Here is a 16,584-nt window from a genome sequence, read left to right on the forward strand (position 1 = left end):
TCACTTAAGGATTCCTGATATCATGAGACAACAGATCCGGAGAGGATCTGATCACCAGTCACCTGATACTCTTTTCCGGTAGAGGATATACGGTATGGGCCCTGGGTTGTCACATCCCCAACTTTTGTGTTGGTCGGATATGGTACCGTGAACGTACCGTTGACACTCTCCTGCTTGTATACAAATGTCCGTCCGGTGTTGGTTTTTACCGGGATCTCGATGATACCTTCGCCATGAATAACTGCCCCGGGAACATACTCGAAGACCTTGACGTACCTGACATCAGGAAGGCCTTCCGGAGATGCCCGCGTTGGAGACTCATGAACAAGCCGGTAATGCTGAAGAGCTGGAACTGTTGAGACCGGTTCAGTGTAAATATAGTTTACAAGCGCAGTCTCATACTCCGGACCTACTGTAGACTTCGAACTCTCCAGCATTGCAGCCCCTGCATCGTATGGCATCTGTGATCCGTTGACAATCACCGGGTCACTCGTCTTGGAGTACTCTGGCTTCATGTACTGAATATAGTGCACCTGCCCTGGCTGGGTCATGGAGCCGTCAAAATTGTGGAGACGCGAGACCATCGTCTGATAGTACGGCTCCATGAAGAACGGGAAGTTCTGACCAGTGTTCGGGTTGTCCGGATTGGGCAGGATAAAATTTCGCTGATATGGGGATGCACCAACATCAGGATTATCCCATGTTGCCATTGCCCAGAACTTGCCGGTGTCCATCTCGTAGTCAGTGACCACATACCTCGTTTTCAGGTGATCAAGGATCCCAGATGCAACAGATTCATTTGTGGTGATGAAGAACCTGGCCGCCCCATAATCTCCTGCCACTCCGTACTGGAACGGATTTGCATTGGGCATCCTCTTTGCAAGATAGGTGATGATATGACCATAATCCCACCATGACATCACGCCATATGCCTGCGTCGGTGGCTGCCATGCATCCTTCTGGTAAATTGTAAAGTAATCAACGCCTGGATCAGGAGTGTTGTTCTCCATCCAGCCGGTAGCCTCCCTCCAGTCCGGGTTCAAAGTAAACTGGCCGATCGCAAGATCACGCCCGATGGAGTTGTAGGTGAAGAGGGCTCCAAGAAGAATCACCACGACCAGGAATATCATACTCCCGGTAGAGACTGACACACTTCCAGACCTCTTTGGCGGTTGAGATTCCTTCTGCTTTCCACCCTTGGAATGAGCAGGAGGCTCCTCTTTTACCTGGGAATGTGAACTCCTTCGAACGAGATCAATGCCATACCCCACGGAGATACCTCCCAGAATGGCGGCAGGCACAGCCAGGTAATACTCATACCTGATATGCTGCATTGTTGCATAGAGGACAACAAGAGACCAGATCAGGATGAACACATACGATGGGCAGAGTTCTTTTCGAAGTTTATTCAGAAGGACTCCGATACCGATCACAAACAGGATCAGACTGTACTGGAATGTTCTCCAGGCATCATCAAACGTCCAGGGTCTTGCTTCCTGAATCGTCTTCCAGTGGATCTCCTGACCGAAGAATGCATTTGCGTTTGCAAGAAGGTAATTGAACAACTCAGGTGAGAACAGAGCAAAGAGTCCAATTCCCAGAACCGAGACTCCGACTAGTGACAGGATGTAATGGGAGAACGGACGCTCACGAAGAGCCCATGAGAATCCGAAGAGGATCCAGGTTCCAAGGATAATAAGGGAGTATGCAACCAGATGCCCGGTCGTATAGTAGTTGAGCCCACCTTCACCATGAACACCGATGATCAGAAACCCAATTATTGCAACCAGAAATGTTACGGTATTTACTACAACCGCTGAAGCGCCGAGATGACCGATGTACCGCTGGATGATAAACCAGATTGGTGTGAACATCCCGACAAGCAGAGCAAAGAGGATCATCGTTGGCATGAGGGCAAGCCCGAGGACATACAAAATACCACAGATAAGCCCCAGTATCGCAGGAGTCTTCCAGGTCTCCTTATCAGCAATATCAACAGGATGCTTCCGGCAGTAGACTACCGCACCCAGGTACCCAAGGCAGAAGAGGGTACTAAAAAGAACCTCTCCGATATGGTGGTCAAAATACCCGTAATAGGATCTGAAGAAGAACTGGCCTGGACAGATTGCAATGAAAAAACCTGCTACCAGTCCGGCCTTCCAGTCTGCAATCATCCGTACCAGGAAGAACACAACAGGAACCAGAATGGCTGCCATCACACAAGGGATGAGAAGGCAGACAGATATGATATCAGGGCGTGCATGAGCACCAAGCACCAGGCACACAGCACTGCTGATCAGGGGGAAGAGCGGACCCCAGTGCATCGGCTGGCCCTGAGGGAAGTATGTCATCGGATCAAACCAGGCGATGCTCGGGAAGTTTTCCATGCAGAGTTCAACCCGCCGAAGTTGGTATGTCGGATCATCCATCCCCACATTTGAAAGAATGTCAGTATTCCCGGAGAAGACCGGGATAATCCTGATAAGTAGGGAAAAGAGGGAGATGAGTGCGAGAGCCCCCCCAATCAGAAGTACACGTGGTTGTATGAAATTTATCGGGTTCATATCGTTTTCTCCTGCGATCTGTTCTCGTCGTCAGAACAGGTGAGCAAGCACCGGTTCTTGGAATCCATAAAGAAATTTATCTGATCACGAATAATATCCCTGACCTGATACCTGACCTGATATCCAAGTTTTTTCACCTTGGAAATATCAGAAAAGAGAATGGGAACCTCTGACGGACGGAACCTGTCCGGGTCAAACCGGATCCTGATATCAGGACCGTCAGTCCTGACGAGAATCCCGCCATCCTCAATGTCAAAGGAGATCTCATCAGTCAGGATCATCTGATCAATCTTGGATTTTTCAAATTCTACACCGAACACACGGGATTTATCAGACTCCAGTGGATCGGTCACTGTCTTGTCAGAACAATTTGTATTAATCTCATGCACCTTGTGCCCTGAAGCTTCGATGCTCATGAGGATGTAACTCAACACAGAACAGGTCCGGTTCGAGCCAACATTGTAGACATCCCCATACTGTCCTTTTCGGGCAACGATCTGATACCCATCGATGATATCATCAATATGAGACCAGTCTCTACACGCATTTACATTACCGATTGAGATCTGATCAATCTCTCCGCACTTCAGCTGGGTCACTTGTCTTGTTATCACAGAGGTGACAAACTGATCACCTCTTCCCGCACCTTCATGATTAAAAGAGCGGGAGACCAGCCCCTTCAGACCATATGTATGGTAGTAATTCCTGAAAAGAATCTCACCATACACCTTACTGGCTGCATACGGGGACATGGGCCTGAACGGATTACTTTCTGATATCGGGAGTTCAGGTATCCGGACCGGTTCAGGGAAGATAGTGCCGTACTTCTGTTTTAACGATTCATGCTGCTTTTCTGAACTGATAACAAGACCATACTCCTCACTTGTACCGGCAAATAGTATCACCGGATCAACCTCTTTCTGCCTGACCGCCTCAAGCAGGTTGATCGTCCCGATGCAGTTTATCTGGGCAGTCTCAAGCGGATGGGAGATCGACCGGGGAACAAATGACTGGGCGGCAAGATGGAAGATATAATCCGGCTCGGCAGTATCGATAGCATGGACAAGGCCAGAGATATCTTCAAGGCTTCCCTCAACAAAATTGATCGCTTTCTCGATCTTTTTATGAGAGATATTCTTTGGAATAGTCCCGTCAGCCCGGCGCCTGACCAGCCCATACACACATGCTCCGTTATCTACCAGATCACGGGCAAGGTAAGAGCCAACAAATCCACTGACACCGGTGATAAGAACACGGATATCATCCCACTCCATGTTACAGCATCTCCGGGATCAAAAGCCGGTAAAAACAGGGTATTAATATGATCTTCATGCTCCTGTCAGCGTATGCACATACGTGGATAGTTGTTCTTTAAATAACTTGTAATCGAATCGTTCAGCCTGGGCTCTCGATGCCTCTGCATACAGTTCCTGATTCTTATCTATCAGAATTATGGCTTCACTGATTGAATGGGGATCCGGTGATACCAGAAGACCCGTATGCTTGTCAATCACTGTCTCCAGGTATCCTCCTTCCTTTGCAGCCACCACAGGTTTGCCACATGCCATCGCTTCTAACGGTGTAAGCCCATAGTCCTCGTCGATCGCGGTTGTCAGAAATCCACGACATGTTCCATAGAGGGTTATCAGATCATGATCGCTGACTACTCCCAAAAACTCAACATTCGAGGGTGCTGATTTTACAAGGTACTCAAATGCAGGATATATCCTACCTGCAATCTTCAGTTTTTTATCAGGCATCTCTCTGAATGCTTCGATCTGCAGTTCTATCCTCTTCCACTTGTCAACCCTGGAGACTGACAACCAATAGTCACCACATCCTAAGTTCTTGTAATTCTCAAGATGAATCGGTGGATACAGAACATGTGCCTCCTTCTGATACGTCTTCCAGACCCTGTTTCTGACATTGTGAGAGATGGCAGCAATGTGAGTGACATGCTTCCTGACAAATCTCCGATCCAGAAAACGGAAGACCGATAGAACAGGTACATATATCAGACGCTTTGCCATCGGGAGATCGGCGATGGTCTGATAGTACATATCATAGAGGGCCCTCCGGGGAGTGAGCATAACATAGCAGTGTGGCATATCGTGGGTAAGAAAACGCAAAGCCATGTCATCGGTAACGATATAAAAATCATATTCGAGTTTGAGGGAGCGAAAGAGATGCATCCCAGCCGGTTGTTTCAGGGGTTCGGCAGGCAGTGAGACATTGAGAGGGTGAAATTTTACTTTTTTTGCCAGAGGATAACAGTCACCAAGGGAGGGGGAGTAACTCAGACACACAATCGTGGCATCAAGTGCCATCGCCATATCGATAAAGAATCGTTCAGCCCCCCCGGGAATACTGAAATCCAGGCAGGATAAGATCGCAATTCTCATGTTCGTACTCTATTGAGCATGGAAGATATTTCAGCGTCATATTTGGTTGCTATACTATCCCATCGAAGATCCACGGGAACCGGATATCGTCGAAAACCTAGCGAATATGTATGTTCCATAGCATGGGCAAGTTCGTTCTCATCGCCTGACTGAACAAGTGTGGATCCATCATATCCGGAGAGACTCTCTGATAGTCCTCCTACCTGTGATGCAATGATGGGGAGACCATATGATATACCAATATGTGCAACCCCGCTCTGTGATGCCCGTGTATACGGAAGAACCAGAGCATCAGCAGCCGAGAAATAGAGGGGAATCTCATCATCGGAAACATACTTATTCAGAAGTCGTATCCGGTCTTTAGCAGGTGACCGGGAGACTGCATCAAGCGAAGCATGATCCTCCCAAGCCTCCCCAACGATGTACAGGAGTGAGTGATCCCTGACTGTATCAGGGAGCATCTCAAAGGCATGAATCAGATGAATGACCCCCTTATATGGCCTGATTAACCCGAAGAACAGAAAGACAAAAAAATCCTCTGCCATGAGAGATCTCTTGGAATTTTCCTGATCAAGAACCGGATACTGATCATAAAGACCGTGAGGGATCACCCCGATTTTATATTCAGGAATCCGGTAGTGAGAAGCGATGAGCTGGCGATCATGTTCAGAATGGACCACATACCGACAGGCCATCCGCCTGATCAGCCTCCCCATTACCCTGGCATACACACGAATGGGACCGACAGAAAACTCGAGTGGATCAACAACTTCATGGAATTCTATCATGACCGGCTTTTTTGTGTGGTTCAAAAGGAGCAGGGCAAGGTACATGTGTGCTACACTGGAAGTCCACCACTCCAGAATGATAACATCGGCATTCCGGAACTCATTCGAAGCCTTGATCCAGGTGGCTGGATTATACCAGTCCAGAATATCCCGTAATTTAATCGTCTCACTAAATTTCAGGGATGTCAAATCAGTCCCCACTCTCTTCCAACCCGGAAAGAGTCGTTGAGGGAGCATATGCCTGAAGAGAATGCTGGTGACCTTGTTGTGATCTGCGAGAGCATTGGAAAGGCGGAGCGTGTAATAACTGATACCTGAAAGAAAACGAGGAGAGGGACCGATAATCACCACTGAATTTTTTATCATTAATTTATTAAAGATCTCGCTATTCACTTGACAGTCACGCACTGAACCATCAGGCTTCACCCTTTAATGCCAGTCTTACCATCTCTTCGCCCCTTTCCAGCATCCGCTTTGCATCTTCAGAAGTACGGCCTTCAGCAGTGAACCGTATCTTTGGTTCAGTCCCGCTGGCCCTGATCAGGCACCAGCCATCTTCTTCTTCAAGGCGAATACCGTCAGTCGGGTTTGCCGCCCCCAGTGCATAAAGAACCTCTCGGGACTGGGGTAATTCAAGAGAACGCCGGATGATCGGATACCGGGGTATTGACGCAAGTTCTTCAGCGATATCCCACTCCCCTGCCATTTCACAGAAGAGCCCGGCTGCAAAGGGACCGTCAGGACAGTACGAGATATGGGGGAAGATCCATGCACCCGATGGTTCACCACCGAAGTCTCCCCACTTCACCAGTTGTTCAGAGACAAATGCATCGCCCACTGGTGTCCTTCTCACCTCGGCTACCTCTTCCACTGCCATCGAGGCATCATATGTGGTCACAACCCTTTTTGTTCCAAGATATTTCGCAAAGAGAATCAGGAGAAGATCGCCAGGAATATAAGTACCGGTGTTATCAAAAGCCATCATCCGATCTGCATCCCCGTCGTGGACAACAGCACACCGGGCATTTGTCTTCTTCATCAGGGCAGGGAGGTAAGGAAGATGCTCAGGAAGCGGTTCAGACGGCCTGGAGAAAATACCTGACGGATTGGCATTGACCGTGGTGACAGATGCACCAGCATCAGAGAGCAGATGAGGGGTCAGAACACATCCTGCTCCATTTCCACAATCCAGGATGACAGGGAGATCATCCTTTACAGTAATCTTCTTCAGAATCGCCTCTCGATGAGGGGTGAGTGGATCACACTTCTTCATCTCACCCTGATGAAGCCAGTCTTTTATTGAGATATCAGAAAGAGCATCCTCGATCTCTTCCTGCTGAACTGCCTGAAATGAAGAGCCGTCAGGGTTGAAGAGTTTCAATCCATTATAGGGTTCAGGATTATGCGAGGCCGTAACCATACAGGCTGCCTGGAAAGAACGGCAACTGTATGCTATTGAAGGTGTGGGTGCAATTCCTCCTTCAAGGGCTGTTGCACCGGTGCTACACATACCAGCCATAAAAGAACTTGACAGAACAGGGCCGGTCGTTCTAGAGTCCATTCCAACCAGTACCTTATCTGCCCTGCTGCCCACTGCCATTCCCACCTGCATGGCAAGAGTGAACAGATCCTGATCATACAGACGACGGATCCCTGACGAGCCAAAGAGCATAGTACTGATCAGGTACGCGGTCTAACCATTAGATATTCGTCCTGCCGTGCGGACAGTAATGACATCCATGGGTAAGAGTTGCCACACCCGCGGTAGAGGGGCCGATAAACAGGTACTTTTCATCAGGCATTTCCGGGATAACTCCGTTCTCATCACTTATCATGCCGTCAGATGAGACAAGGATCAGATCTGCATCCTGGAGAGAATCTACAACCTGCGATGCAAAATGCTCGCGGATCTGATCCATCCCCCCACAACACCAGATCTTTTTCCCGGAAATTGTCCGCTCAAGTTCTTTGAGACACATGTCATGGCATTCAGGAAGACATGCATGAAGTCGGCGTGATGTGCAGAGAAAACCGGTAAGAGCATTCAGGATACCGGCCGCTGCAGATCTCAAAGCAGGCTTTCCGAGCGTTGCACCAAACATGAAAGAAGGCTTCGTTGTTGTGCGGACAGGATCATCTGTTGCAATACCGGCCGATCTTCCCCCGAAGGTTACCCGGAGAAGGGCCCCCCGCTCGTATGCACACCTGACAACCTCATTCTCCTGTTCCAGAATGACTGGGTTATCGGAGATACCACAATCCTCTACCATTGACTCAATCAGAGTTACTGCTTTGTTGATGATATGCATAATTTTCCCCGTTCCTAAATTTTGTATACTTTGTAGATCAGCCCGGAAGAACGCAAAGAATAACTATAATTTCCAGCCGTTTCTGCCGATAAGAGGGACAAACCGTACCCCTCCAAATTGTTCTTTCCTGATTCCATCAGAATTTTTTGTCAGACGGACAAGTTCCTGTAGATCTGCGGTACCGACCGGAGCCACAAGTCGGCCGCCAAGTGCAAGTTGCTCAATGAGGGCAGGGGGTACAGCGGGGGTGCCCGCCGTGATGATGATGCCATCATAAGGGGCCCTCTCTACCCATCCAAGAGTGCCGTCAGCCACAAAAACCGAGACATTCTCCACACCGGCCCTCTGCAGACAGACCCTGGCAGCATCGGCAAGTGCCGGGATCCGTTCAAGACTTACAACCCGGGCACCCATTGCAGCAAGTACCGCTGCCTGGTATCCTCTCCCGGTTCCGATCTCAAGGACGGTGTCACCTGGTTCAGGAGCCAGAAGTTCAGTCATCAGGGCAACAATATAGGGTTGTGAGATGGTCTGCTCATGACCGATAGGTACCGGGTGATCGCGGTATGCAATGGCAGAGTACTCATCAGGGAGAAAAAGGTGCCGGGGTACTATCTCCATGGCTCGGAGCACTCGTGCATCCTTCACTCCCCGGGAGCGGATCTGGGTCTGAACCATCATAGCCCGTTCATCAGCCCGATCCTGATTCATAGTTTAAAATCCTGACTTCTCTGCAGCATCGATCGCTGCATTGATCTGATCCTGAAGCACGTCAGGGAGACCTTCAACCCTCACATCCAGGAAACCCCTGATGATCGTCGCTGTTGCGGTCTCTTCATCGAGGCCACGAGCCATGAGGTATTCGATCTCATCCTTTGCTATCTTACCAACCGCTGCCTCATGGGAGAGTTCGGTATCGACCACTTCACCCCTGATCTCAGGGATAGCATGAATTATGCCGTCTTTCAGGATAAGTCCCTTACATTCGATATGACCACGGGTTCCTTTGACCTTCCCCAGGATCATACCACGGGAGAAGATGAGACCTCCGGTAGTGATTGCACGGGTCAGCAGTTCGGCACTCGTTCCACGTGCATTCAGATTGACTGTGGATCCCAGATCCAGATGTGAGCCAGGAGGAGCAACCACCACACTTGAGAACCTGCCCACTGCATTCTCTCCAACCAGATCACAGACTGGTGACATCTGGATCTTCCTGACCGGTTCCATGCAGACGTAGTTCGAGAGAAAGACACCATTTTCTTCGACGATTGAGGCGCTCCGGGGGTAAACTGCAATATTCTTCCCCCAGTTATGGATCATGGTCGAGGTGACTTTTGCGCCCTTACCGACATAGAACTCGGTAACTCCGATGTGAGTTCCACTGCTTCGTGCAGATGCCGATGTACATCCTGATATGATGTGAAGTTCGGATCCTTCTTCTGCAATTATGATATTATGCACGTGCTGTACCGGAGAGTCAGACATCAGGAGACATGCCTGAAGCGGGTAAACACTCCGGGTTCCTTTCTTTGCGATGATGACAAACCCACGCGGATCTTTCTGTGCAGCAACATATCGGGTGAACTTATCCTTCTCCTTTGACACGGCCCGCCAGACATACTCATTCACCCACGGATATAACTCCAGGGCTTTACCCAGGGTTAGAAATTCTATTCCACTACAATCAGAGGTTACATGGCAGACATCCTGATCCTTCTGAAAGAAACTTCCGGAGCGATTTTTCATATCAACTTCCAGACCGGTCAGGGCGAGTCGCCGTTTGTCTTCAGGCGGGAGATCAGTCATCTGTAATTTGTCAGGCATAATCCACCGAATTAACGTACATCAGGTTCCCATCTAAACGAAGGAAGGGGGCTGAGTGAATCAGTTATTCTTGTTTTGAGAGGCATGGGGTAATAACATACCTGATTGTTCTTCATGATTCCCTTTGGATGAGTTCTGGAAGGAACATGATTGATCGTAGTACATGGGTTGGTTTTACCTGAGATCTCTCCAGAACTTCACTGCTAAATTTTCCAGTCTGGACCAGTGCTCCTTTAAGTCCACAGGCCATTGAACCACCGATATCCGTAATTATATCATCACCTACCATCAGGGTTGTCCCCGGTTCAGCGTCCATGCTGGATAGTGCTCCTCTGAAAAAATCCGGAGATGGCTTCCCCATTAGGAGTGATGATTTCCCTGACGCATACTCAAGCCCGGCGACAAAGGCACCGGCCCCAAGGGAAAGACCGGCATAGTCCATCCAGTACCGATCCTTCTCAAGAGCAATCAGGTCAGCACCACCAATCACCAGGCGGAATGCCAGGTTTACCGACTGATAGGTGAAGGCATCCCCGGCATCTGCAACGATGACAACTTGTGCGTTATGAACGAGGGATATTCCGGCATTGATGAAGTCCTCTTTGAGATCATCTGTTGCAAGAAGGGTACACGATGAGATGCCATGGTTCTGAAGATACTGTATCGCTGCTCCTGCAGGGGTAAAGATCTGGTCTTCCCGGACAGGCAGGTTTAGTCGCTTTAACTTTTCCAGAACTGCTTTCCTTGATCGCCGGGTCCCGTTAGAGATAAAACGATATGGGATCTTCTGTTGTTGCAGAAAATCGATGGCTTCAGTAGAACCAGGTAATGGATCCATTCCAGTAAACAGGGTTCCATCTATATCCAGAAGCACGGCGTGAACAGCCATACACATATATTATAACATAAATATTTCAGAATCTCTCTCCTTTTTATCACACGCAGAGGTAAAGTATAATAGGCGAGAGATCCCACTTTGTAGAGCATCTGCATCGATGGTCTAGAGGCATGACTTTGGCCTTCCAAGCCAATAGCTCGGGTTCAATTCCCGATCGATGCATTTCTTTTGGGCCCGTGGTCTAGTTGGTTATGACGTCGCCTTCACACGGCGGAGATCCTGAGTTCGAATCTCAGCGAGCCCATGATTAATATCCCTTTTGTTAAATTTCATGAAACCTTTTAGTACGGTTTCACATAATTACTTCAGATTTTAAAAATTGCTTAAAAAAGATTGATGTAGCCATCAGGCTACAATTCACAGGATTTTTTCTAACTTCCCGCCGACATCGCACTCATCGGGATAACCCCGCCCTGACTCAGCTGGGCTATCACATACGCTGTCCTTCCTTCCATGACATTGACCTGCTGCTCAAACGGCTGGTAACCGGCAAGTTCAACCCGGACTGTGTGAACACCGGGCTTGACCTGCGAGAGGGTCAGCGGGGTGTTGCCTTGTGCAACCCCGTCAAGATATGCAAGTCCACCTGATGGCAGCGACGATATCATCACGTACCCATACTGTGGCAACCACCAGGACGGATAGAGGGCAGCGGTGACATATGTGACACTGCCACCTCCGACCACATTGACCTGCTGATTCCAGTCAAGGTAGTTCGGTGAGGTTACCCTGAGTGAATGAACACCGGGTGTAACATCAGCAAGCCAGAGCGGGCCTGTACCGGCAAGGTTTCCATCCACATACACCGACGAGCCGGCAGGATATGTATAGACACTCACAATACCGTTGTTCGTCGGTTTGATCTTCATGTCTGCAATGACTTCAATCTCTTTTCCTGCTTCAACTGATACATCTTTGATATAATCAGTGAATCCTGGCTTGGTTATCCGAAGCTGGTTCACTCCACCCGGGAGATTTCCAATTCTGAATGTCTGCAGGAACCTGGTCTCACCCTGTAACTGGTTGTTCAGGTACACCTGTGAGCGGTCAGGTGCATAGGTGATCTTCACCGACCCACCGGGACCTGGCTGTGAGGCAGAGATATACCCGGACTTTGTAACCGAGTTGGTAGATTGAGTGTTGCTAGCGGTCAGTTTCACCGTGTATGTTCCCGGGTTCCGGTACACATGAGATGGATTTGCAACCATATCGGTACCACCGTCGCCAAAGTCCCATGCCCACATTATTGGACCACCAATAGACCTGTCGCTGAACTGGACGGTCAGTGGAACACTACCCGCAGTTGGTGTTCCGCTGAAGTCAGCGATAATTGAGCCTGACTGAGAGACCGTGATGTAACCTTCACGGGTCTTTGTACTTACTCCACCGGTCTGGCTGCTTGCGGTCAGTTTGACTGTGTAGACACCAGGAGCGGTGTACGTGTGAATCGGGTTTGCAATGTTGTTGCAACTATCGCCGGAACACGATGCATCCATCGGGATTACACCATCACCGAAGTCCCAGATCCACATCGTTGGACCACCGGTGGACTTGTCGGTGAACTTCACAGTCAACGGAGCACCACCGCTTGTCGGGGTGCCTTCAAAGTCAGCAATAACTCCACCTGACTGGGAGACTGTGATGTACCCTTCTTTGGTCTTTGTGCTCACTCCACCGGTCTGACTGCTTGCAGTCAGTTTCACCGTGTAGACACCGGGAGCAGTGTACGTGTGTATTGGGTTTGCAATGTTGTTGCAACTATCACCGGAACATGATGCATCCATCGGGATTACACCATCACCGAAGTCCCAGATCCACATCGTTGGACTACCGGTAGACTTGTCAGTAAACTTCACGGTCAGAGGAGCAGCTCCACTCGTCGGTGCTCCTTCAAAGTCGGCCACTACACCACTGGGGCTGCCACCCACAAGGATGTAATTATCACGTTTCATCGTGTGGCTACCACCACTGTTGGATACAGTGAGCGTCACAGTATAACTTCCCGGTCCGGTGTATGTATGCGATGGGTTTACCTCATTCGAGGTGATTGTATCGCCGAAGTCCCAGTAATAGGTGGTCGGCGGTCCGATGGAGAGGTCTGTGAACTTGACCGTCAGAGGGGCTGAACCCGAAAGTGGTGTTGCTTCGAACATGGCAACCGGTGGGGGGATATCGCCGGTGACAGCGATGAAGTCCTTCTCAGTCTTTGTGTCAGTTCCCTGCTGACTTGAGGAGGTCAATTTGACCGTGTACACACCGGCCTGCTGGTAGGTATGAGAGGGAGATGCAATTGAGGCGTTTGTACCGTCACCAAAGTCCCAGAACCACATCGTAGGACTGCCTGAAGAGGTGTCAGTAAACTGAACTGTCAACGGATTTGGTCCGCTCCTCTTATCTGCAGTAAAGGAAGCCTTTGGTCCTGCACCACTTCCACTCACCGTGATGTACCCGACCTTCTCTTTGACACTCGTACCTCCGATCTGGCTGCTTGCAGTCAGTTTGACGGTGTACGTTCCCGGAGTATTGTATGTATGAATCGGATTCGCTATGTTGTTGCATACATCACCAGAGCAGGATGCATCCATCGGGATTACACCATCACCAAAGTCCCAGTTCCACATGGTCGGATTGCCTGTGGATCTGTCTGTGAATTTGACAGTCAGAGGGGCTGCACCGTTCGTCGGGGTACCCTCAAAGTCTGCAACAATCCCTGATGGTGATCCTCCGGCACTCATATCCAGTTTCTGTACCTTTCCTGATTCGAAGGGGACGACCTGATCTGCCTTTGTATCGCCGATAAAGAAATTGACAGATAAAGGACCGATCTTGAGATCATTCTCTGATGCCACAACCATCAGCTTATCATCAAAGATTCCGGCCCCCCCATATTTGCCGGCTTCCTTCAGAGTATACTGCCCACAAATCTGATCATTTATCTTTGCTGTCAGCACTGTTCCTGCTTGAACCGGGTTGCCCTGTTGCGTGACTGATCCATAGAACTCAGCCGGAAGCGGGGGAACCGCTGCCGCACTCATTATCAACGCACAGAGCAGAACAACCAGTGCCAATACAGGCCTTATTGCACGAATCCCATCCATATTTAAAGCCCCAACATCCGTTAACCGGATTACTTCAGTAGAAACCTCAGAGTTTCAATTGTTTGAATGTTGTTCCTGTTCATGATAATCTTTCCGGAAGATGCGCCCGGGGAAGACGAAAAAATGGATTACAGGACACATGAAAAAATATCAGATCTGAAGTATATCAAAAATAGAATAATCAACCGGACTTTTTTCCGGAGATGTACATTATGGGTTGATCTCTGATCTGATCGTGAGGAAGATCGGTCCGCGGACGTCGACCTTTCTGTTGTTATCGGTGATGTACCGCATAGCATAGGGAGCGATCTTCAGGTTAATATCTCCCGGGAGTCGGGCCATCTTATACTGCACCGTTGTTCCTTCTCCGCACATAGCTGCCATCTCAATAGAAGCCACAGCGCCAGCAGCAGCGGCATGGAGAAACGAGAGACCGACAGGAGTTCCTTCCTTTCTAACCTGGGCGAACTTTTCTGTGTCCGGTACTCCAAGAACTGAACCATCCTGTACAAATATCTCATTCATACATGCAGGGCCGAGGAGTTTTGCTCCTTCCTCTGGCTCCTCGACAAAGACAGAGATATTTTTGCCTAAAATTTCACCCTCCCATGCTTTGAACGAGCACGGCCCTATTGCGGTTGCATTTGGAAGAGCTGCATCACAGATAGCACGGACAATCTGACGACCGGCTGCCGATGGTTCCTTCTCAATCGAGACTGCCCTGGCAATATCAGCATCTGAATACTGCTTTGTAGCAAACTGGGGGAAGCACATCTCCCTGACATCATTTGATCCGGAAGCGATCATCGCAAGGCGCTCAACTCCGAGGCCAAGGTTCATGACCGGGACACCGATCCCATATCCTGCAAGTGATGACGGGGAGTAGATACCAAAGGTCGCGACCTCCACCCACCCGTGTTTAGGATGGGACGCATACACCTCTGTCTGGGTGTCAGGCATATAGTACTTTGATCGCTTGTCATCAGGCCTGAACTCAAAGTCTGTGTATCCAAATGAGGAGAGGAGAGCCCGGGCAACTGCTTTCCCATCCTCCATGGTGACATCTTCTCCTGCAACTACACAGGATGCAGAGTGGTAACTCATCAGACGCTGGGCATCTTCGGCCTGTTCCCTGCGGAAACACCGGTCGATTGAGAAGAGCATGATCGGATGAGGAACCTTCTCCCAGATGGAACCGAGCGTCTGAAACCACCCGCTGGTCATATGAGACCGGAGGGTCTGGCGCCCGGATTCGGGTTTCAACTCACGGAATTCAGGAAAGACCTGATCAAGGATCTCGACAACCAGCGCATCATCGGTCTTGAGCACTGCTGCGAGTTCATGTGTCAGGTCATCACCGTCGATCTCCGATTTTTTATAGGCGTGCAGAGTCTTCCGGAGAGCCTCTTCATCCTCTTCTGATATTTGACGACCGATGATCCCTGATATCTTCTCGACCTGATCCTTTCCGATCCCGACATTCGGCCTCGGAAGACCGCCCAGGTAAAAGACACGATCAAGCACTGCCATCGCTTCAGGACCGAACTGCCGGTAGACCTCCTGTTCATCAACGATGATCGGGTTCTCAGCCTCGTCAAACCCCATCGCAAGGTACGTATCCCTGAGTTTCTGGATCGTTGCAAAGACCGGATGGGGGGTTGCCTGCCTGTACTGAAGCCTTGGATATGTCCGATCTACCGACGGGGGTGTCAGGACCGACGGGCCTGCATGCCACGCTGCCTCATAATCTTCCTTTGCCCGCTGTTTGAACTCTTCAATATCAAATCTCATAATATCCTCACGCGTTCTCGCTCTTCTCAAGACAGATAACCCTGGACTGGGAGTTTTCCCCCCGTATGGTGTAGTCACAATGCGGAAGCATCGCCTGCACAAATGCCTCGATCTCTTGATTAAGGGGCATATGCTTGATCGTGAGGCGACGCTGGCTGAATCCGACATGCATATACGACTTCACCTCGACGAAAGAGGCACCGCTCTCCTGGATCAATCTGGCAAACCCTTCAGGATCATGATCATTAATCCCCTTGACAACCGTGATGCGGATCGCAGTTCTTGCTCCCTGGTCCGCTTCTCTGCCCAGTGAGACCAGACTCTCCTGCAGCCTATCCCAGTAGTCCTCAAGTGGCTGGGCAACTTTCAGATAGGTGTCCCGGTCAGTCGCAGTGAGCGAGACATACTTCTGATACGGTCTGCACGCCCTGAGTTCATCAGGGTTTGTCCCGTTTGATACGAGGAAGGTTGTGCATCCCTTCTGATTAAGCATCTCAATCAGTTCAGGAAGATACGGGTACAGGGTCGGCTCTCCTGACAGGGAGATCGCAACCTGGTCCGGATTGATCGCTTCATCCCATCGTTGTGGGGTAACTTTGGGAGAGATCTTGTACCCGGCAAGCCCCTTCTTCTGAAGAAACGGAATCCGGTTCACAATCTCTGCCGGTGGAAGATCTTTTTCGGCAGGATGCTCATGTTCAAAAGAACGCCAGCAGAAGAGACACCGGTGGTTGCACCGGAGCGTCGGAGTCAGTTGAACGCACCGATGGCTGGAGATGCCATAAAACTGGTGCTTGTAGCACATCTCTCCCCCGGTCAGTGCACGTTTGCACCAGAGGCAGGGTTTGAGCGAAGCAGAAGAGGAGGGATCAAAGAAGAGATATCCCATCCTCCGGAGTGATATCTC

Annotated in this window: 12 protein-coding genes and 2 tRNA genes; 2 read left to right on the forward strand and 12 right to left on the reverse strand. The window is 49.8% G+C overall.

All coding sequences use genetic code 11. The annotated features are described in order from the left end of the window. Positions 1-20 precede the first annotated feature (20 nt). The 9 genes from ACHZA2_RS05490 to ACHZA2_RS05530 form a co-directional block, all read right to left on the reverse strand. Positions 21-2,564, reverse strand: a complete 2,544-nt coding sequence (locus ACHZA2_RS05490; RefSeq protein ID WP_319578862.1) for an oligosaccharyl transferase, archaeosortase A system-associated — start codon at positions 2,562-2,564, stop codon at positions 21-23. Further along, positions 2,561-3,838: a GDP-mannose 4,6-dehydratase gene (locus ACHZA2_RS05495; RefSeq protein WP_319578863.1), complete on the reverse strand. Its 1,278-nt coding sequence runs from the start codon at positions 3,836-3,838 to the stop codon at positions 2,561-2,563. Before ACHZA2_RS05495 ends, ACHZA2_RS05490 begins: the two co-directional genes overlap by 4 nt. A gap of 54 nt (positions 3,839-3,892) precedes the next feature. After that, positions 3,893-4,966, reverse strand: a complete 1,074-nt coding sequence (locus ACHZA2_RS05500; protein ID WP_319578864.1) for a glycosyltransferase — start codon at positions 4,964-4,966, stop codon at positions 3,893-3,895. After that, positions 4,963-6,120, reverse strand: a complete 1,158-nt coding sequence (locus ACHZA2_RS05505; RefSeq protein WP_319578865.1) for a glycosyltransferase — start codon at positions 6,118-6,120, stop codon at positions 4,963-4,965. The genes ACHZA2_RS05500 and ACHZA2_RS05505 overlap by 4 nt, the downstream gene beginning before the upstream one ends. 49 nt (positions 6,121-6,169) lie before the next feature. After that, on the reverse strand, positions 6,170-7,426 hold the full coding sequence (locus ACHZA2_RS05510; protein WP_319578866.1) for a phosphopentomutase/phosphoglucosamine mutase: 1,257 nt from the start codon (positions 7,424-7,426) through the stop codon (positions 6,170-6,172). Positions 7,427-7,454: 28 nt separating this feature from the next. After that, positions 7,455-8,063 (reverse strand): hypothetical protein, encoded by a 609-nt coding sequence (locus ACHZA2_RS05515; RefSeq protein WP_319578867.1) that lies wholly within the window; start codon positions 8,061-8,063, stop codon positions 7,455-7,457. Between the two features lie 63 nt (positions 8,064-8,126). Then, positions 8,127-8,774 (reverse strand): protein-L-isoaspartate(D-aspartate) O-methyltransferase, encoded by a 648-nt coding sequence (locus tag ACHZA2_RS05520; RefSeq protein ID WP_319578868.1) that lies wholly within the window; start codon positions 8,772-8,774, stop codon positions 8,127-8,129. Positions 8,775-8,777: 3 nt separating this feature from the next. Next, a complete protein-coding gene (locus ACHZA2_RS05525) occupies positions 8,778-9,890 on the reverse strand; it encodes a SufD family Fe-S cluster assembly protein (RefSeq protein ID WP_319578869.1) in 1,113 nt (370 codons plus the stop codon). Between the two features lie 112 nt (positions 9,891-10,002). Beyond that, positions 10,003-10,779, reverse strand: coding sequence for a TIGR01458 family HAD-type hydrolase (locus ACHZA2_RS05530; RefSeq protein ID WP_319578870.1), 777 nt, complete (start codon positions 10,777-10,779; stop codon positions 10,003-10,005). A gap of 100 nt (positions 10,780-10,879) precedes the next feature. Here ACHZA2_RS05530 and ACHZA2_RS05535 point away from each other — a divergent pair. Together ACHZA2_RS05535 and ACHZA2_RS05540 are read left to right on the forward strand one after the other, a co-directional pair. After that, positions 10,880-10,950: transfer RNA gene (locus tag ACHZA2_RS05535), tRNA-Gly, on the forward strand. A gap of 8 nt (positions 10,951-10,958) precedes the next feature. Next, positions 10,959-11,032: transfer RNA gene (locus ACHZA2_RS05540), tRNA-Val, on the forward strand. Between the two features lie 127 nt (positions 11,033-11,159). Here the strand turns inward: ACHZA2_RS05540 and ACHZA2_RS05545 are convergent. From ACHZA2_RS05545 to twy1, 3 genes are all read right to left on the reverse strand, one after another. Next, positions 11,160-13,886: a PKD domain-containing protein gene (locus ACHZA2_RS05545; RefSeq protein ID WP_319578871.1), complete on the reverse strand. Its 2,727-nt coding sequence runs from the start codon at positions 13,884-13,886 to the stop codon at positions 11,160-11,162. 210 nt (positions 13,887-14,096) lie between these two features. Next, a complete protein-coding gene (sepS, locus tag ACHZA2_RS05550) occupies positions 14,097-15,677 on the reverse strand; it encodes an O-phosphoserine--tRNA ligase (RefSeq protein WP_319578872.1) in 1,581 nt (526 codons plus the stop codon). Positions 15,678-15,684: 7 nt separating this feature from the next. Further along, on the reverse strand, positions 15,685-16,566 hold the full coding sequence (gene twy1, locus ACHZA2_RS05555) for a 4-demethylwyosine synthase TYW1 (protein WP_319578873.1): 882 nt from the start codon (positions 16,564-16,566) through the stop codon (positions 15,685-15,687). Positions 16,567-16,584: the final 18 nt, after the last annotated feature.

Source organism: uncultured Methanospirillum sp. (genome assembly GCF_963668415.2).
Taxonomy (GTDB): Archaea; Halobacteriota; Methanomicrobia; order Methanomicrobiales; family Methanospirillaceae; genus Methanospirillum.